This window comes from Paraburkholderia sp. (assembly GCF_050742655.1).
Taxonomy (GTDB): domain Bacteria; phylum Pseudomonadota; class Gammaproteobacteria; order Burkholderiales; family Burkholderiaceae; genus Paraburkholderia.
Genome location: NZ_JBOIGG010000013.1, coordinates 1 through 18,830, shown reverse-complemented (window position 1 = coordinate 18,830; position 18,830 = coordinate 1). Strand labels below are relative to the sequence as shown.

Here is an 18,830-nt window from a genome sequence, read left to right as displayed (position 1 = left end):
CCGGATAGCCCGGCGATGCGTCTAGCCACACCGGGACCCTGCTTACCGGCTTAACGGCCAACTCGCCGCGCGCTTGATGGGGACAAACACGAAACGGTGGCCCAATCACGAGGAACCACGCGGCGCGCATTCGACCGCGGGCGCCAGGTTAACGTTCCGTGACAATACCCGGTTTACATCGAACGCGAATTTCGCCCCACTTCCGCTCGCGCCGCAGCCACGCACCATCTGGAGGCAATGGGCTTTCCACGTGCGTCATCCGGTCGTCATGCCTGCCGCATAACGTATTGTTTTATCGGCAAATTCTTAATATTGTGCGACGCACAAAAAGAGCTTGACTTCCACCGAAGCCCACCTAAAATGGGAACCATTGTGCGACGCACAAAACGCATACGGAACGGTAGATGAACCAAAACCGTGCCATGTGCAACCCGGTTTCTGCCGTTAAACCCACACGGTCTGCGCCAGACAGATCGTTATCAGGAGCGTAAACATGAGTCTGCTGACCCCCGAGCAAATCGCCGCAGCCCAAAAAGCCAACCTCGAAACGCTGTTCGGCCTTACGACGAAGGCATTCGAAGGCGTGGAAAAGCTGGTCGAACTGAACCTGCAAGTCGTGAAGTCGACGATTGCTGAAAGCCAGGAAAACGCCCAGCGCGCACTGTCGGTGAAGGACGCGCAGGAACTGCTGGCACTGCAAGCCAGCCTGACGCAGCCGGTCGCGGAAAAGGTTCTGTCGTACGGTCGTCACCTGTATGAAATCGCGTCGGCTACGCAAGCCGAATTCGCTCGCGTCGCGGAATCGCAATACGAAGAGCAGAACCGCAAGGTGCAAGCGCTCGTCGACAACGTCGCGAAGAATGCACCGGCCGGTTCGGAAACCGCCGTCGCCGTGATCAAGTCGGCGATCACTGCCGCGAACACGACGTACGAAACAGTCCACAAGGCAACGAAGCAAGCCGTCGAACTCGCTGAAAGCAACTTCAACGCAGCCGCAGCGGCCGCGCAGAAGGCTGCAACGCAAGCAACTGCGCAAGCTTCGCGCTCGGCCAAGAAGACTGTTTAAGCTTCAGCACCGAACGATGCGCGGCGCAAGCCTCTCGCAGTAGCAAGACGAATTGCAAGATCATCGAGCTGTACCGTATCAGGCAACAGCGCCGTGTCGCTCTCCTTCCCGGAGAGTCGCACGGCACAACGCTCCGATACGTTAAGCAGCGTATCGTTTCCCGGCTTGTCCGGGATTTTTTTGGGCGATACCTGAACGACGTTGAAGCAACACCAATCTGTATCCGCGCATCAGTGCCAGAAAAAACGGCGCGCCCCGCAAAGGGCGCGCCGTTTTTTTATCGCTGTTGTCCGCTCGCCGTCAGCGAACGGGCAACAGACGCGTCATTACTTCTTCCGTTGCGGCGGCAGATCCGTACACACACCTTCATACAGTTCGGCTGCCATGCCGATCGATTCGCCGAGCGTCGGATGCGGATGGATCGTCTTGCCGATATCCGTCGCGTCCGCGCCCATCTCGACCGCCAGGCACACTTCGCTGATGAGGTCGCCGGCATTCAGCCCGACGATCGCACCGCCGATCACGCGATGCGTCTCTTCGTCGAACAGCAGCTTCGTGAAGCCTTCGTCGCGGCCATTCGCGATCGCGCGACCGGACGCTGCCCACGGGAACACCGCCTTGCCGTACTTGATGCCTTCGGCCTTGCACTGGTCTTCGGTCTTGCCGGCCCATGCGACTTCCGGGTCCGTGTAGGCCACCGACGGAATCTGCAGCGCGTCGAAGTACGCCTTCTCGCCATGTGCCGCTTCGGCCGCGACGTGTCCTTCGTGCACGGCCTTGTGCGCGAGCATCGGCTGCCCGACGATGTCGCCGATCGCAAAGATGTGCGGGACGTTCGTGCGCATCTGCTTGTCGACGTCGATGAAGCCGCGATCGGTCACCGCGACGCCCGCCTTGTCGGCACCGATCTTCTTGCCGTTCGGGCTGCGGCCCACGGCGACCAGCACGAGATCGTAGCGTTGCGGTTCGGCCGGCGCCTTCTCGCCTTCGAACGACACATAGATGCCGTCGTCCTTCGCTTGCGCAGCCGTCGTTTTCGTCTTCAGCATCACGTTCGCGAAACGCTTGCTGTTGTACTTTTCCCAGACCTTCACGAGGTCGCGGTCCGCGCCGGTCATCAGGCCGTCGAGCATTTCGACGACGTCGATCTGCGAGCCGAGCGTCGCATAGACGGTCGCCATTTCGAGGCCGATGATGCCGCCGCCGATCACGAGCATCCGTTGCGGAACTTGCCGCAGCTCGAGCGCGCCGGTCGAATCGACAACCCGCGGATCCTCCGGAATGAACGGCAGCTTCACCGCCTGCGAACCCGCCGCGATGATCGCCTGCGCGAACTTGACGACCTTCTTGCCGCCGTCGGTCTGCACTTCGAGATGGTGCGGATCGATGAACGTACCGACGCCCGTCACCACTTCGACCTTGCGTGCCTTCGCCATGCCGGCGAGACCGCCGGTCAGCTTCTTCACGACACCGGATTTGAAATCGCGCAGCTTGTCGAGATCGACCTGCGGCTTGCCGAACGTGATGCCGTGCGACGCGAGCGCCGCCGCTTCGTCGATGACGAGCGCAGTGTGCAGCAGCGCCTTCGACGGAATGCAGCCGACGTTCAGGCACACGCCGCCGAGCGTCTGGTAGCGTTCGACGAGCACCGTCTTCATGCCCAGATCCGCCGAGCGAAACGCGGCCGAATAACCGCCGGGGCCCGAGCCGAGCACGAGCATCTCGCATTCGATATCGGCGCTGCCCGAGAAGCTGCCGGCCTGCGGCGCGGGAGCGGCCGCCTTTGGTGCGGCGGCCTGCGGCGCAGGTTCCGGCGCCTTCGCGGGCGCGGCTTCCTTCGCCGGTGCCGCAGCGGATGCCTCGACCATTGCGATCACCGTGCCTTGCGACACCTTGTCGCCGGCCTTGATGCGGACTTCCTTCACGGTGCCGGCGGTATCGCTCGGAACTTCCATCGACGCCTTGTCCGATTCGAGCGTCAGCAGCGATTGCTCTTTCTCGATGACGTCGCCGGGTTTGATGTTCACTTCGATGACATCGACATCCTTGAAATCGCCGATGTCCGGCACTTTCACTTCGACGAGACTCATAGTGTCCCCTTCTTTTGTTGATCGCGATCGGGCGGACCGGCGGCATTAGCCGACATGCGCAGCCCCTTCAACAACGCCCGCGACGCGCGGCATCGAAGCCCGCGTCGCGGCCGTCTTCAATCGACGATCAAAGAATCACACGCCGGAAATCGGCAAGAATAGACGACAGGTACGCATTGAAGCGCGCAGCCTCGGCACCATCGATCACGCGGTGATCGTACGACAGCGACAGCGGCAACGTCAGGCGCGGCACGAACTGCTTGCCGTCCCACACCGGCTTCATCGCGCCGCGCGACAGACCGAGAATCGCCACTTCCGGCGCGTTGATGATCGGCGTGAAGTGCGTGCCGCCAATGCCGCCCAGCGACGAAATCGAGAAGCAGCCGCCCTGCATCTGGTCCGGCTTCAGCTTGCCTTCCCGCGCGGCCTTCGACAGATCGGCCATTTCCTTCGCGATATCGACGAGCCCCTTCTTGTCCGCATCGCGGATCACCGGCACCATCAAGCCGTTCGGCGTGTCCGCGGCGAAACCGATGTTGTAGTACTGCTTGAACACCAGATTGTCGCCGTCGAGACTCGCGTTGAAGGTCGGGAATTTCTTCAGCGCGGCGACGCACGCCTTGATCACGAACGCCAGCATCGTGAACTTCACGCCGGCCTTCTCGTTCTCCTTGTTCAACTGCACGCGCAGCGCTTCGAGCTCGGTGATATCGGCTTCGTCGTTGTTCGTGACGTGCGGAATCATCACCCAGTTGCGATGCAGGTTCGCGCCCGAGATCTTCTTGATGCGTGACAGCGGCTTCGGATCGACCGGGCCAAACTTCGTGAAGTCGATCTTCGGCCAGGGCAGCAGGTTCAGTTCGCCGCCACCCGCGGCAGCCGGCGCAGCTCCGGCAGGTGCTGCACGCTGACCGGTCATCACGCCCTTCACGAACGCGGTGATGTCGTCCTGCGTAATGCGGCCCTTCGGACCCGTACCTTGAACACGCGACACATCGACGCCGAGTTCGCGCGCGAACTTGCGTACCGACGGCGATGCATGGCTCGTACGATGCGCACCGCCTTCGCCGGCCGGAATCGACGGTGCCTCAGCGAGCGCGGACGGAGCGGACGAAGCGACACTCGCCGGCTTCTGCGCGGTTTCCTGCTTCGCTGCCGGCGCGGGAGCCGCAGGTGCGGCTGCAGGCGCAGCAACAGCGCCCTCGCCTTCGAGCAGCACGATCACGGAGCCTTCCGACACCGCGTCGCCGACCTTCACCTTGATTTCCTTGACGACGCCGGAGATCGGGCTCGGCACGTCCATCGTCGCCTTGTCCGATTCGAGCGTGACGAGCGACTGTTCCTTCTCGACGCGATCGCCGACCTTCACGGCCACTTCGATCACCGGCACGTCCTTGTAGTCGCCGATATCGGGGACCTTCACTTCCTGAACACCGCCACCGCTCGCAGCGGGTGCAGCAGCCGCAGGTGCGGGCGCCGGAGCAGGTGCCGCCGCCGGCTGCGCACCATTCGCCTGCGCAGGCTTCGCTGCCGCACCTTCGGCGCCATCGAGCACAACGATCAGCGTGCCTTCCGAAACGGTATCGCCGAGCTTGACCTTCACTTCCTTGACCGTGCCCGATGCGGGGCTCGGCACGTCCATCGTCGCCTTGTCGGACTCCAGGGTCACGAGCGACTGCTCTTTCTCGACGGCATCACCCGCCTTCACCAGCACCTCGATCACAGGAATGTCCTTGTAATCGCCGATGTCCGGCACCTTCACTTCAATCGCTTGACTCATTGTGGGTGTCTCCTGGGACGCGCGCGCCTCCCCATGCGGGGAAGCACGTGCGACACACGCGGGGGGTGATGCCTTAAACGGTCATCGGGTTGGGTTTGGCGGGATCCAGGTTGTACTTGGCGAGCGCATCGGCGACAACCTTGCGTTCGATCGTACCTTCGTCGGCAAGCGCGTTCAGCGCGGCGACGGTCACCCAGTAGCGGTCCACCTCGAAGAAGTGACGCAACTTCTCGCGCGTGTCCGAGCGGCCATAGCCGTCGGTGCCCAGCACGACGAAGTGTTGCGGCACGAACGCGCGAATCTGCTCGGTCAGCGCGCGCACATAGTCGGTCGATGCGATGACCGGACCTTGCGCGCCCTTCAGGAGCTTCTCGACGTGCGACACCTTCTTCTCTTCGGTCGGGTGCAGCAGATTCCAGCGCTGCACTTCGTGACCTTCGCGCGCGAGTTCGGTGAAGCTCGGCACGCTCCACAGATCGGCGGCGACGCCCCAGTCGTTCTTCAGCAGATCGGCGGCGGCGATCACTTCGTTGAAGATCGTGCCCGCGCCCATCAACTGCACGCGCGGCGTGCTCTTGCCCGATGCGGCGTCTTCGGCCTTGCGGAACGCGTACATGCCCTTGATGATGTCGGCGGCTACATGCTCGCCCTGCGGAATCGCCGGGTGCTCGTAGTTCTCGTTCATCACCGTGATGTAGTAGTACACATCCTCCTGGTCCTGCACCATCCGGCGCAGACCGTCCTGCATGATCACCGCGAGTTCGTAGCCGAACGTCGGGTCGTAGCTGATGCAGTTCGGCACCGACGCGGCCCACAGCAGCGAGTGGCCGTCTTCGTGCTGCAGCCCTTCGCCGTTCAGCGTCGTGCGGCCCGCGGTACCGCCCAGCAGGAAGCCGCGCGAGCGCATGTCGCCCGCGGCCCACGCGAGATCGCCGATGCGCTGGAAGCCGAACATCGAATAGAAGATGTAGAACGGGATCATGATCTCGCCGTGCGTCGAATACGACGTCGCGGCCGCGATCCAGTCCGACATACCGCCGGCTTCGTTGATCCCTTCCTGCAGGATCTGGCCGGTTTTCGATTCCTTGTAGAACATCAGCTGGTCGGAATCTTCTGGCACGTACTTCTGGCCGTCCTGATTCCAGATGCCGATCTGACGGAACAGGCCTTCCATACCGAACGTACGCGACTCGTCCGGCACGATCGGCACGACGCGCTTACCGAGCGCCTTGTCCTTCAGCAGAATGTTGAGAATCCGCACGAATGCCATCGTCGTCGAGATCTCGCGGCCTTCGCCCGTGCCCTTCAGCAGCGGCTCGAATACGTCGAGCGCCGGGACCGGCAGCGATTCCGCCTTCTGCCGGCGAGCCGGCAGATAACCGCCCAGTTCCTGGCGGCGAGCGCGCATGTATTCGAGTTCTTTCGAGCCTTCCTCGAACTTGAGGTACGGCACGCTCGGGAGGTCTTCGTCGGAGATCGGCAGACGGAACTGATCGCGGAACTGCTTCAGCTGCTCCACCTGCATCTTCTTCTGCTGGTGGGTGATGTTCATCGCCTGGCCGGCTTCGCCCATGCCGTAGCCCTTGATCGTCTTCGCGAGGATCACGGTCGGCTGGCCCTTGGTATGCGTCGCTTCCTGGAACGCCGCGTGGATCTTGTGCGGGTCGTGGCCGCCGCGGTTCAGATTCCAGATGTCGTCGTCGGACCAGTCCGAGACGAGCGCCTTCAGTTCAGGCGTGTTGAAGAAATGCTCGCGCACGAAGGCGCCCGACTCCGACTTGTACGTCTGGTACTCGCCGTCGACGACTTCCATCATCCGGCGCATCAGCGCGCCCGAACGATCGCGTGCAAACAGCGCATCCCAGCGGCTGCCCCACACGACCTTGATCACGTTCCAGCCCGCGCCGCGGAATTCGCTTTCGAGTTCCTGGATGATCTTGCCGTTGCCGCGTACCGGACCGTCGAGGCGCTGCAGATTGCAGTTGATGACGAACACGAGGTTGTCGAGCCGCTCGCGGCCGGCCATGCCGATCGCGCCGAGCGATTCCGGTTCGTCCGTCTCGCCGTCGCCGAGGAACGCCCATACCTTGCGGCCGTCGGTCTTCGCGATATCGCGCGCCTGCAGGTACTTCATGAAGCGCGCCTGGTAGATCGCCATGATCGGACCGAGGCCCATCGACACCGTCGGGAACTGCCAGAAGTCCGGCATCAGCCACGGATGCGGATACGACGAGATGCCCTCGCCGCCCACTTCCTGACGGAAGTTGTCGAGCTGGTTCTCCGTCAGACGGCCGAGCAGAAATGCGCGCGAATACACGCCCGGCGACGAATGGCCCTGCACGAACACGAGGTCGCCGCCATGCTCGGGCGACGGCGCATGCCAGAAGTGATTGAAGCCGACGTCATACAGCGTCGCGGCCGATGCGAACGATGCGATGTGGCCGCCGACGTTGGTGTCCTTGCCGGCGCGCAACACCATCGCGATCGCGTTCCAGCGGGTGTACGAGCGGATGCGGTGTTCGATGTCCTGGTCGCCGGGAATCTTCGCCTGACGCGAAACGGGAATCGTATTGATGTAGGGTGTGTTGGCCGAGAACGGCAGGTGTTCGCCGTGCACGCGGGCGAATTCGATCTGCTTCTCGATCAGGTAGTGCGCACGGTCCGGTCCGACAGCAGAAATCACGCCATCCAGCGCTTCAAGCCATTCACCGGTTTCCTGCGGATCGTCGTCGTTTTCGGCGGCGACATATTTCATGACTTCGTCGGGTACAGCGGACATGCTTGTCTCCTAGAATTGAAGGAACGCCTCTTTGGACAGACTGAACGGACAACGCGGGCAAGACTCACCCACTGCAGCTAGCTTTGCCGCCGATTGTAATGAGTCGCCCGATGTCCGCGCAACAAAATTTTCGAATTACGAGATGTATTCTCATAATGCGGAAAATTGTTGCGGCGCACCTTGAATTGACTGCTCCCTTGCCGATACGTCGGCTAGTTTGCTCCGATTAGGGGGAGTTTCAGTGCTTTTTTGCGGCATTTGAGCCCGACACGCTGCGCTACAATGCCGCAATGTTGACCGAACGGCTTTTCGCACGCTCGGCGCGGCCTTCCGGTTCGCCGGCGGACTCGTCGCCGTCCCGCTGGCACCACGGACCGTGGTGGTCGAACTCCTATTTGCTCACGCCGCTGCTGTCGATCCTGGTGTTCCTGATCGTCATGAGCCTGATTCTGTGGAGCCTCAACCGGCGCGAGCAGCAGCAGCAGGAAGACACGCTCTATCGCAATGTGGCCTGGGCGCAGCAGCAGATCCGCCTGTCGATGACAGGCGCGCAGGAACAGATCCAGGCGCTGTCGCGCGATCTCGTTGCAGGCCATGCGGATCCGCATTCGTTCCAGGTGTCCACCACGGACATCATGCAGGGGCACCCCGAAATCCTCTACATGAACTGGTACACGAGCCTGCAGCAGCCGCGCTGGCCGAATACCGCGCTGCCTCTGTTCGGCCAGCGCCTCGCAAAACCCAACGACACGCAGATGGACGAGGCCGTCAAGGCCGCGTTCGCCGAGGCGCGCAACACGCGCCGCCAGATCTACTCGCCGCTGATCTACGACGACGTCGGCAACGGCTATCTGACGCTGCAGACGCCGGTCTATCGCGATCGCGACTTTCTCGGCACGATCGCCGCGGTGTTTTCGATCGAAGGGATCCTGAAGCACGACATTCCGCCCGAGCTGTCCGCGAAGTACAAGATCTCGATCATCGACGTCAACAACCACGAACTCGCGACCACGTCGTCGCGTCCGCGCCTGCCGCGCGACGTGTTCTACGATCTGCCGCTCGACCCGCCGGGCCGCGGCGTATCGGTACGCGTGTACTCGTATCCGCAGATGACCAACTTCACGAACAACACGCTCGTGTGGCTGGTCGCGGGTCTGTCGTGCTTCGTGCTGTGGAGCCTGTGGAGCTTGTGGAAGCACACCCGCCAGCGCTTCGAGGCGCAGCAGGCGTTGTATGCAGAAGCGTTCTTCCGGCGCGCGATGGAAAATTCCGTGCTGATCGGTATGCGCGTGCTCGACATGCACGGCCGCATCACGCACGTGAATCCGGCGTTCTGCCGGATGACTGGCTGGGACGAAAGCGACCTCGTCGGCAAGAACGCGCCGTTCCCGTACTGGCCGCGCGACGCGTATCCCGAGATGCAGCGTCAGCTCGACATGACGCTGCGCGGCAAGGCGCCGTCGTCCGGCTTCGAGTTGCGCGTGCGCCGCAAGGACGGCTCGCTGTTCCATGCACGGCTCTACGTATCGCCGCTGATCGACAGTTCGGGCCGCCAGACCGGCTGGATGTCGTCGATGACCGACATCACCGAACCGAAGCGCGCACGCGAAGAACTCGCCGCCGCGCACGAGCGCTTCACGACGGTACTCGAAAGCCTCGATGCTGCGGTGTCGGTGCTCGCCGCCGACGAAGCCGAGCTGCTGTTCGCGAACCGCTACTACCGGCACCTGTTCGGCATCCGCCCGGACGGCCATCTCGAACTCGCGGGCGGCGGCTTCGACAGCGGCGAGGCGTCGTCCGATTCGATCGATCTGGTCGACGCGTACGCCGGCCTGCCCGCCGCAGCGCTGACCGAAAGCACCGCGGACGCGCAGGAAATCTACGTACAAAGCGCCCAGAAATGGTTCGAGGTACGGCGCCAGTACATTCAGTGGGTCGACGGCCACCTCGCGCAGATGCAGATCGCCACCGACATCACGACCCGCAAGCAGGCGCAGGAACTGGCGCGCCAGCAGGACGAAAAGCTGCAGTTCACGAGCCGCCTGATGACGATGGGCGAAATGGCGTCGTCGCTCGCGCACGAACTGAACCAGCCGCTCGCCGCGATCAATAACTATTGCTCCGGAACCGTCGCACTGGTTAAATCTGGTCGGACGACGCCTGACAATCTGCTGCCCGTGCTCGAAAAGACCGCGCAGCAGGCCGTTCGGGCAGGCATGATCATCAAGCGGATCCGTGAATTCGTGAAACGCAGCGAACCGAAGCGCCAGGCCACCCGCGTTGCCGACATCGTCGCGGACGCGGTTGGTCTTGCTGAACTCGAGGCACGCAAACGCCGCATCCGCATCGTCACCGACCTGCGTTCGCGGCTGCCCGTGATCTACGTCGACCCGGTGCTGATCGAGCAGGTGCTGGTGAACCTGCTGAAGAACGCGGCCGAAGCGATGCACGACGCGCGGCCGAATGCGATCGATCCGGTGGTTCGCGTAGTCGTGCGGCTCGACAGCGGATTCGTCTGCATCAGCGTCGTCGATCAGGGGCCGGGCGTCGACGAGGCGATGGCCGAGCGTCTGTTCGAGCCGTTCTACAGTACCAAGTCGGACGGCATGGGAATGGGTCTCAACATTTGCCGTTCGATTATCGAATCGCATCGAGGTCGTCTGTGGGTGGTCAACAACGTCGAGGCTGACGGCCACATCACCGGTGCGACCTTTCACTGCAGTCTGCCCATTGGGGAGCCTGACGGCCCGAGCAACGGCGGGTCCGAGGCGCCGATACCACAAACCGTTACGGGAGAGCCATGAACACCCCAGTCACCACACAGGAAACCGTCTTTGTTGTCGACGACGACGAGGCCGTGCGCGACTCGCTGCGCTGGCTGCTGGAGGCGAACGGCTACCGCGTGCAGTGCTTCTCCAGCTCTGAGCAGTTTCTCGACGCATGGCACCCCGCGCAGCATCCGGGACAGATCGCGTGTCTGATTCTCGACGTGCGGATGTCCGGCATGAGCGGGCTCGAACTGCAGGAGCGGCTGATCGCCGACAACGCGTCGCTGCCGATCATCTTCGTCACGGGTCACGGCGATGTGCCGATGGCCGTGTCGACGATGAAAAAAGGCGCGATGGACTTCATCGAGAAACCGTTCGACGAAGCCGAACTGCGCAAGCTCGTCGAGCGGATGCTCGACAAGGCGCGCAGCGAAAGCACCAGTGTCCAGCAGCAGCGTGCGGCGGCCGAGCGCCTCGGCAAGCTCACCGCGCGTGAACATCAGGTGCTCGAGCGGATCATCGCCGGCCGGCTGAACAAGCAGATCGCCGACGATCTCGGCATCAGCATCAAGACGGTCGAAGCGCATCGCGCGAACATCATGGAAAAGCTCAACGTCAACACGGTCGCCGATCTGCTGCGACTCGCGCTGTCGAACAAGCCGCAACAGCAAGGGTAGTCACGCTGGGCGCCGTCGCGCGCCGAACGTATTGACGCCGAGCTTATTCACGCACGCCGAACGGGTGTGCGCAGCACTTCCTGTCTGTTGACGAGGCCGGGCCCTTTGTGGTCCGGCCTCGTCGTTTGTGCGCCCGGCGTCTCGTAGACGCTGCCCCTCGCCGAACAAAACCGCGACGGTATAATGTCGCTCCCGACGCGCCGCAGTTTCCGCACCGCGCGCTTTTCGCGAGCCGCCAGGTTCCTGCTGAAAAACGCCACCGCATCCGCGCTGCCCGCCGCCCACATTCCGACCGCCCTATCTGACCGACCATGACAGCCAAACTGATCGACGGCACCGCCCTTTCCAGGACCCTGCGCACCGATGTCGCCACACGCGCCGCCGCGCTGACGGCCCGCGGCCATCGCCCCGGCCTCGCCGTCGTGCTGGTCGGCGACGATCCGGCGAGCGAAGTGTATGTGCGCAACAAGGTCAAGGCCTGCGAGGATAACGGCCTCTTCTCGTCGTACGACCGCTATCCCGCGACGCTCTCCGAAGCCGACCTGCTCGCACGCATCGATGCGTTGAACCGCGCGCCGGAGATCCACGGGATTCTCGTGCAGTTGCCGCTGCCGCCGCATATCGACCCCCACAAGGTCATCGAAGCGATTGCGCTGGAGAAGGACGTCGACGGTTTTCACGTCGCGAACGCGGGTGCGCTGATGACCGGCAAGCCGCTGTTCCGCCCGTGCACGCCATACGGCGTGATGAAGATGTTCGACGCGTACGGCATTGCGCTGCGCGGCGCGAACGCGGTCGTGATCGGCCGCTCGAACAATGTCGGCAAGCCGGTCGCGCTGATGCTGCTCGAAGCGGGCGCGACCGTCACGATCTGCCATAGCAAGACCCGCGATCTCGCCGCGCACACGCGCACCGCTGACGTCATCGTCGCGGCCGTCGGCAAGCGCAACATCCTGACCGCCGACATGGTGAAGCCCGGCGCGACGGTGATCGACGTCGGTATGAATCGCGACGACGCCGGCAAGCTGTGCGGCGACGTCGACTTCGCGGGCGTGAAGGAAGTGGCCGGCTATATCACGCCGGTGCCGGGCGGTGTCGGTCCGATGACGATCACGATGCTGCTCGTCAACACGATCGAAGCCGCCGAACGGGCTGCGGGCCGCGCTTAAACGACACACGCAGTTTTGCGTCGCGCGTAGTTCAGTTCGCCGGCTCGACCGCGCTTTCGTCGGCACCCGATGAGCGACCAGACGAACCCGGCGAACGCGCGATGCGTCGCCGGCACCAGCGCAACGCGGGCCGCTCGACGAGATGCCACGACAGCGCCGCGCACAGCAGGATCGCCGGCGCCGCGATCAGTAGCGCGGTCAGATGATCCAGCCGCGGCGCAATCGCCGCGACGCACTGCTGGATCGCGAACCCATACAGATAGATCCCATACGAGTAATCGTTGCCCGGCACCCAGCGGCGCAGCAGCGGCGTCGTGCCGGTCCACAGCACGCCGTACGCGAACGCCAGATAGAACAACGGCTGCGCGGCGGCCGTATCGTGGAACGCGAAATACAGGCCGAACAACGCGAGCGCCGCGAGCCCGTCGATGCGCACATGGTCGCGCACTCCGTACAACAGCATCCCCAGCATGAAGAACGGCTCCGGCCAGAACGAGTAGCCGCCCGGCTTGTCGGCGAAATCGCGCAGACCGAGCTGGAACGGAGCGACGTGCACGTGCAGCCCGAACGCGACGAGCCCGATAAACGCCGCCGCGACGATCCCACGATTCGTCGACAGCAGTCCGACCATCCCCGTTGCGAGCACGATCAGATAGCAGCGGACCTCGAGCGGCAGCGTCCACAGCGGCGCGCTGACGTCGGGGCCGAAGCGGTTGTGCTCGAACACGCCAGGCAGCACCCAGCCGTGCTTCAACACGAGCGTCGAGAAGTTGTCGAGATTGGCCCACGTCGCGTGCAGATGAAAATACGCGGACAGCGGCAGCGTCGTGAACAGCGGTCCGATCGCGAACACCGCGAACAGCGAGCCGACCGCGACCGCCGGCCACAGCCGCGCGACCCGCAACGCAACGAAGCGCGCCGCCGAGCGCTGGTGCACGAAGCTCGCCGTGATCAGCATGCCGCTCAGTAGAAAGAACGCGTACACACCGAAGCAGCCCGCGCCGTCGAACCCGAGCGCGGCTCCAACCGGATCGCTCGTGCCGTCGGGCAACTGGATCAGGAACGAGTGGTAATAGACCACCGAGATTGCGGCAATCAGACGCACGAGGCCGAAATTGTTCCCGTTGCGCGACAGCGAATGCGAAAGCAGATTCATCGCGATGACAATGACAAGGCGGGAGAGGGATGGATAAACATGCAGGCCGGCTGACATCGCGGCGCCGAACCAGGCATGCCCGCCACGATGCGGCAAATGCAGCGCGATGACGGTGCGCTCGCCCACAGTGGCCGTGCATACCCGGGTACGCGGAACCGGACCAAAAATCCCCTCAGAAAACGCCCTCTCTTCAAAGTTCTGGTAATTTGTCCTGCAGGCGGACTGGAATCACCACGCACCGCCCCCATAGTGCCTATATGTGTTCATGTGGCACGGGCGGCAAGCCGCTTCGCCTACCCCTTTTTCGCGTTAGACAGGAAGCACCATGTCCCAAACCCAATCGACATCCGACAATCCGCTCCTCGACTTCTCCGACCTGCCGCGCTTCGGCGACATCCGCCCCGAACACGTGACGCCCGCACTCGACGTGCTGCTCGCCGATGCGAGCGCCGCCGTCGAGCGCGCCAGCGCCCCCGCCACGCCTTCGTCGTGGGCCGACGTCGTCGAGCCCGTCGAACGTGCGAGCGAGCCGCTGTCGCGCGCGTGGGGCGTCATCGGCCATCTGAATGCTGTGGCCGATACGCCGGAACTGCGTGCGGTGTACGGCGAAAACCTGCCGCGCGTGACCGAGTTCTGGTCGAGCGTCGGACAGAACCTCGCGCTTTACGAAAAGTACAAGGCGATCGCCGCCGGCGGCGAATTCTCCGCGCTCACCGGCGAGCGCCGCAAGATCCTCGACAACTCGCTGCGCGATTTCCGCCTGTCCGGCGCCGAACTGCCTGAAGACCAGAAGCCGCATTTCGCTGAACTGCAAGAGCGCCAGGCGGGGCTGTCGAAAGCGTTCTCCGACCACGTACTCGACGCGACCAACGCCTACGCCTACATCGCGACCAGCGAAGCCGAACTTGCCGGCCTGCCCGAAGACACGATCGCGGCCGCGCGTGAAGCAGCCGAACGCGAAGGCAAGGAAGGCTGGAAGTTCACGCTGCACTTCCCGTCGTACTTCCCCGTGATGCAGTACTCGGAAAACCGCGCGATGCGCGAAGCAATGTATCGCGCGTACGTGACACGCGCGTCGGAACTCGGCGCCGCATACGGCGGCGGCAAGCCCGAGTGGGACAACACCGCGAATCTGGCCGAGCAGCTTCAGTTGCGCGCGGAAGAAGCGCACATGATCGGCTATCGCAACTTCGCCGAAGTGTCGCTCGCGCCGAAGATGGCGGAGTCGCCAGAGCAGGTAATGGCGTTCCTCGAAGACCTCGCCGACCGCGCGCGGCCTCACGCCGAACGCGACTGGCAGGAACTGCGCACGTTCGCCGCCGACGAACTCGGCATGGCGGAACTGCAGCCATGGGACACGACGTTCGCCGCCGAGCGCCTGCGTCAGAACCGTTACGCGTTCTCCGAAAACGAGGTCAAACAGTACTTCCCCGAAGACGCGGTGCTGAAGGGACTCTTCAAGGTGATCGAGACGCTGTTCGGCGTGCGCATCCGCCGCGACGAAGCCCTGCTGTGGCATCCGGACGTGCGCTTCTTCCGCGTCGAGAATCAGGACGGCGGCCTCGTCGCGCAGTTCTACCTCGACCTCTACGCGCGCGAGGGCAAGCGCGGCGGCGCATGGATGGACGATGCGCGCGCGCGTCACAAGCTCGCGCACGGCGGTGTGCAGACGCCGGTCGCGTACCTGACGTGCAACTTCTCCGCGCCGGTCGGCGGCAAGCCCGCATGCTTCACGCACGACGAAGTGATCACGCTGTTCCATGAAACCGGACACGGCCTGCATCACATGCTGACGCGCGTCGAGGAGCTGGGCGTGTCGGGTCTCAACGGCGTTGAATGGGATGCGGTCGAACTGCCGTCGCAGTTCATGGAGAACTTCTGCTGGGAGTGGGACGTGCTGTCCGACATGACGTCGCATGTCGATACCGCGAAACCGCTGCCGCGTGAACTGTTCGACAAGATGCTCGCGGCGAAGAATTTCCAGAGCGGCCTCGGCACCGCGCGGCAGATCGTGTTCTCGATGTTCGACATGCGGCTGCACGTCGACTTCGATCCGTCCGGTCCGAAGAGCGCGAACGATCTGGCGCGCGAGATCAACGAGCGCTTCCACGTCGTGCCGCAGGCGTCGTTCTCGCGCTGGCCGAACACGTTCAGCCATATCTTCGCGGGCGGCTACGCGGCGGGCTACTACAGCTACAAGTGGGCGGAGGTGCTGTCGGCCGATGCATACGCGGCGTTCGAAGAAGCTGCGCAGGCGTCGAACGGCAGCGTGCTCGATGCGGCCACCGGCACGCGCTATCGCAAGGAGATTCTCGAAGTGGGCGGCAGCCGTCCGGCGATGGAATCGTTCAAGGCGTTTCGTGGTCGTGAGCCGGACATCGATGCGCTGTTGCGGCATAACGGGATGACACCAGGCGCCGCGAACTGAGCGTCGCTGCTATCCGCTGCTGCTGAATTGAAGTGGCAGATAGCGATGGCATATTGCCGTGACACATCGCAGCGAAGGATCACGCGGCACCCTGCAATGTCCATTCGCCGAAGCCGGCGCCCGCCTCGTGCGGGCGCCGGCTTTTTTATTCGCGGTGCAGCCGGAAATCGACTTCGGCGGGCCGCCCGTCGAGCGACAGCACAGCACGGGCCGCAGGCGCACGGCTCACCACCTTGCCGCGCCGCACGACCGCGAGCCGCGCCGCACGCAGACGGATCGCCTCGACCGGATCGCGTGCGTCGAGCACCACGCAGTTCGCGTCGCAGCCCGGCGCGATGCCGTAGCCGTCGAGTCCGAGGATGCGCGCGGCGTTCACCGTCACCGCGTCGAAGCACGCGTGCATCGCGTCGACGCCCGTCATCTGCGCGACGTGCAGCCCCATGTGCGCGACCTCGAGCATATCGCCGGAGCCGAGGCTGTACCACGGGTCCATCACGCAGTCGTGGCCGAACGCAACCGTGATACCCGCGGCGAGCATCTCCGGCACGCGCGTCATACCGCGTCGTTTCGGGTAGGTGTCCGAGCGGCCCTGCAGCGTAATGTTGATCAGCGGATTCGCGATCGCCGCGACGCCCGCTTCGCGCATCAGAGGCAGCAGCTTGCTGACGTAGTAGTTGTCCATCGAATGCATCGACGTCAGATGCGAGCCGGCGACGCGACCGTGCAGCCCCAGCCGATGCGTTTCGGCCGCGAGCGTTTCGATATGGCGCGACAGCGGATCGTCCGATTCGTCGCAATGCATATCGACACGCAGCCCCTTGTCCGCCGCGAATTCGCACAGCAGCCGCACCGACTGTGCGCCGTCCGCCATCGTGCGCTCGAAGTGCGGAATGCCGCCGACCACGTCGACGCCGAGCGCGATCGCGCGCTTCAGGTTGTCGAACGCACCGGGACTGCGCAGCAGACCGTCCTGCGGAAACGCGACGAGTTGCAGATCGAGGTACGGCGCGACGCGGCGCTTCACTTCGAGCAGCGCTTCGACCGCGAGCAGCCGCTCGTCGCAGATATCGACGTGGCTACGGATCGCGAGCAGCCCGCGCGCGACCGCCCAGTCGCAATACTGCAGTGCGCGTTCGACGAGCGCGTCCTGCGTCAGCTGCGGCTTCAGTTCGCCCCACAGTGCGATGCCTTCGAGCAGCGTGCCCGAGGCGTTCACACGCGGCAGCCCGTACGACAGCGTCGCGTCCATATGGAAATGCGGATCGACGAACGGCGGCGTGACGAGCGAGCCTGCCGCATCGATTTCGTCGGCTGCGGTCGCGGCGAGACGTGGTTCGACTGCGACGATGCGGCCAGCGTCGATACCGATGTCGACGAGTCCCTCGTGCTGCGACGTACTGCGTGGCAATGCGGCGCGGCGAATGATCAGGTCCATGTGCGTCTCTCCTCTGTCGACAGCAGTTGGCGGCTTTAGCGCCTACTGCTGTCCCATGCAAAGCTGTCGACAGCAGTTGGCGGCTTTAGCGCCTACTACTGTCCCATGCAAGATAGTTGCTGTCTGCTTCGAATTCTATCGGCATCAGAAAACCATGCGGCGAATGGTTACGCGAAGATCGGCAAAGTCAGACAGAGGCAACTTCATCGGGCCCGTCCGCATCATCCTCATCGAACAGATCAAACTGCCCACGCTGTGCCACATCGTCCTCTTCGAGCCGCACACCGACGCCAAGCAGCCGCACCGGCTGGTTACGCCGCGCGAAACCCTTTTCGAGCAGGCCGAGCAGCGTCGGCACGTCGGTCGCGTCACCAACGCATTCGACTGTCGTCCGCTGGAAATCGGCGAAGCGGATCTTCACGAACAGCTTGCGGACCGCCGGCCCCGCCTCTGCCCGCGCGATGCGCTCATCGAGCATCGCGGTGAGCCGACGCACTTCGTCCGCGCATGCGTCGAGCGTCGTGAGATCGGTGACGTAGGTGGTCTCGACGCTCACCGACTTGCGCTCCTGGTTCGCACGAACGGGCCGCACATCGATGCCACGCGCCAGCTCGTAGAGCCGCTTGCCGAACACGCCGAAGTGCTGGTGCAGATCGATCAGCGACCACGTGCGGACATCCGCGCACGTGACGAGCCCGAGCTTCTCGAGCCGCGCCGCCGTCACCTTGCCGACGCCGAAAATCTTGCGCACCGGCAACGCGGCGACGAACGCGTCGACCTCGTGCGGCCGCACGACGTAGAGGCCGTCGGGCTTGTTCCAGTCCGACGCGATCTTCGCGACGAACTTGTTCGGCGCGACGCCCGCCGACACCGTCACGCCGACCGTCTCGCGCACGCGCTGACGGATCTCGCTCGCCATCAGCGTCGCACTGCCCTTGCAGCGCGTGGTGTGAGTGACGTCGAGATAGGCTTCGTCGAGCGACAGCGGTTCAACGTCGGCCGTGTAGTCGCGGTAGATCGCCATGATCTGGCGGGACGCGATGCGGTACTTTTCCATCGACGGCGGCATGATCAGCAGTTCGGGACACTTGCGCATCGCGAGCGCGGACGACATCGCCGAATGCACACCGAAGCGGCGCGCCTCGTAATTGCAGGTCGCGACCACGCCGCGATGCTCGGGCCGGCGGCCAACCGCAAGCGGCCGGCCGCGCAGCGACGGGTCGTCGCGCATTTCGACCGACGCGTAGAAGCAGTCGCAGTCGCAATGGACGATCTTGCGCAGCGGCGACGGTTCGGACGAAAGCGGAGAGGAATCGGGATCGGGTGGTTCCAAGATGCCGATACTGTACAAAAACAAGGGCTATCCACTTAGCACCACTATTCCATATTGTGGGAATCTGGTGCGGTCGGTGCGTCATGCTTTCGGGCAACATCACGGTACGTGACCGGTTCGCATATAACCGCCTGCTCAAGCAGACGATA

11 protein-coding genes are annotated in these 18,830 nt (G+C 63.7%); 5 read left to right on the top strand and 6 right to left on the bottom strand.

Annotated elements, in window-relative coordinates; genetic code table 11:
* Positions 1 to 493: 493 nt before the first annotated feature.
* On the top strand, positions 494 to 1,066 hold the full coding sequence (locus ACREXZ_RS18750; RefSeq protein WP_431765614.1) for a phasin family protein: 573 nt from the start codon (positions 494 to 496) through the stop codon (positions 1,064 to 1,066).
* Positions 1,067 to 1,392: 326 nt separating this feature from the next.
* Here ACREXZ_RS18750 and lpdA read toward each other — a convergent pair whose 3' ends face one another.
* The 3 genes from lpdA to aceE all read right to left on the bottom strand — a co-directional run bounded on the left by lpdA (position 1,393) and on the right by aceE (position 7,715).
* Positions 1,393 to 3,156, bottom strand: coding sequence for a dihydrolipoyl dehydrogenase (gene lpdA / locus ACREXZ_RS18745; RefSeq protein ID WP_431765613.1), 1,764 nt, complete (start codon positions 3,154 to 3,156; stop codon positions 1,393 to 1,395).
* 127 nt (positions 3,157 to 3,283) lie between these two features.
* Positions 3,284 to 4,936 carry a dihydrolipoyllysine-residue acetyltransferase gene (aceF, locus tag ACREXZ_RS18740; RefSeq protein WP_431765612.1) on the bottom strand — a complete coding sequence of 551 codons (1,653 nt, stop codon included), beginning with the start codon at positions 4,934 to 4,936 and terminating at the stop codon, positions 3,284 to 3,286.
* Between the two features lie 73 nt (positions 4,937 to 5,009).
* The gene (gene aceE, locus ACREXZ_RS18735; RefSeq protein WP_431765611.1) at positions 5,010 to 7,715 is read right to left on the bottom strand and encodes a pyruvate dehydrogenase (acetyl-transferring), homodimeric type; all 2,706 of its coding nucleotides are present in this window, start codon (positions 7,713 to 7,715) and stop codon (positions 5,010 to 5,012) included.
* Positions 7,716 to 8,005: 290 nt separating this feature from the next.
* On the opposite strand from aceE, the gene fixL reads away from it, so the two are divergent.
* From fixL to folD, 3 genes are all read left to right on the top strand, one after another.
* A complete protein-coding gene (fixL, locus tag ACREXZ_RS18730) occupies positions 8,006 to 10,519 on the top strand; it encodes an oxygen sensor histidine kinase FixL (protein WP_431765610.1) in 2,514 nt (837 codons plus the stop codon).
* A complete protein-coding gene (gene fixJ / locus ACREXZ_RS18725; protein ID WP_431765609.1) occupies positions 10,516 to 11,160 on the top strand; it encodes an oxygen response regulator transcription factor FixJ in 645 nt (214 codons plus the stop codon). The genes fixL and fixJ overlap by 4 nt, the downstream gene beginning before the upstream one ends.
* Positions 11,161 to 11,471: 311 nt before the next feature.
* Positions 11,472 to 12,329 carry a bifunctional methylenetetrahydrofolate dehydrogenase/methenyltetrahydrofolate cyclohydrolase FolD gene (gene folD, locus ACREXZ_RS18720; RefSeq protein ID WP_431765608.1) on the top strand — a complete coding sequence of 286 codons (858 nt, stop codon included), beginning with the start codon at positions 11,472 to 11,474 and terminating at the stop codon, positions 12,327 to 12,329.
* Between the two features lie 31 nt (positions 12,330 to 12,360).
* Here the strand turns inward: folD and ACREXZ_RS18715 are convergent, their stop codons facing one another.
* On the bottom strand, positions 12,361 to 13,485 hold the full coding sequence (locus tag ACREXZ_RS18715; RefSeq protein WP_431765607.1) for an acyltransferase family protein: 1,125 nt from the start codon (positions 13,483 to 13,485) through the stop codon (positions 12,361 to 12,363).
* Between the two features lie 325 nt (positions 13,486 to 13,810).
* Here ACREXZ_RS18715 and ACREXZ_RS18710 point away from each other — a divergent pair, with 325 nt between their 5' ends.
* Complete coding sequence (locus ACREXZ_RS18710) at positions 13,811 to 15,913, top strand: M3 family metallopeptidase (protein WP_431765606.1); 2,103 nt, start codon at positions 13,811 to 13,813, stop codon at positions 15,911 to 15,913.
* 145 nt (positions 15,914 to 16,058) lie between these two features.
* On the opposite strand, the gene ACREXZ_RS18705 is transcribed toward ACREXZ_RS18710, so the two are convergent.
* The gene (locus tag ACREXZ_RS18705) at positions 16,059 to 17,348 is read right to left on the bottom strand and encodes an amidohydrolase family protein (RefSeq protein ID WP_431765605.1); all 1,290 of its coding nucleotides are present in this window, start codon (positions 17,346 to 17,348) and stop codon (positions 16,059 to 16,061) included.
* 187 nt (positions 17,349 to 17,535) lie between these two features.
* A complete protein-coding gene (gene dinB, locus ACREXZ_RS18700; protein WP_431765604.1) occupies positions 17,536 to 18,681 on the bottom strand; it encodes a DNA polymerase IV in 1,146 nt (381 codons plus the stop codon).
* Positions 18,682 to 18,830 lie beyond the last annotated feature (149 nt).

What these genes read in the sequence shown, in the direction of transcription:
- ACREXZ_RS18750 (WP_431765614.1), top strand. Translation starts at nt 494, where the DNA reads ATGAGTCTGCTGACCCCCGAGCAAATCGCCGCAGCCCAAAAAGCCAAC.
- lpdA (WP_431765613.1), bottom strand. Translation starts at nt 3,156, where the DNA reads ATGAGTCTCGTCGAAGTGAAAGTGCCGGACATCGGCGATTTCAAGGAT.
- aceF (WP_431765612.1), bottom strand. Translation starts at nt 4,936, where the DNA reads ATGAGTCAAGCGATTGAAGTGAAGGTGCCGGACATCGGCGATTACAAG.
- aceE (WP_431765611.1), bottom strand. Translation starts at nt 7,715, where the DNA reads ATGTCCGCTGTACCCGACGAAGTCATGAAATATGTCGCCGCCGAAAAC.
- fixL (WP_431765610.1), top strand. Translation starts at nt 8,006, where the DNA reads ATGTTGACCGAACGGCTTTTCGCACGCTCGGCGCGGCCTTCCGGTTCG.
- fixJ (WP_431765609.1), top strand. Translation starts at nt 10,516, where the DNA reads ATGAACACCCCAGTCACCACACAGGAAACCGTCTTTGTTGTCGACGAC.
- folD (WP_431765608.1), top strand. Translation starts at nt 11,472, where the DNA reads ATGACAGCCAAACTGATCGACGGCACCGCCCTTTCCAGGACCCTGCGC.
- ACREXZ_RS18715 (WP_431765607.1), bottom strand. Translation starts at nt 13,485, where the DNA reads ATGAATCTGCTTTCGCATTCGCTGTCGCGCAACGGGAACAATTTCGGC.
- ACREXZ_RS18710 (WP_431765606.1), top strand. Translation starts at nt 13,811, where the DNA reads ATGTCCCAAACCCAATCGACATCCGACAATCCGCTCCTCGACTTCTCC.
- ACREXZ_RS18705 (WP_431765605.1), bottom strand. Translation starts at nt 17,348, where the DNA reads ATGGACCTGATCATTCGCCGCGCCGCATTGCCACGCAGTACGTCGCAG.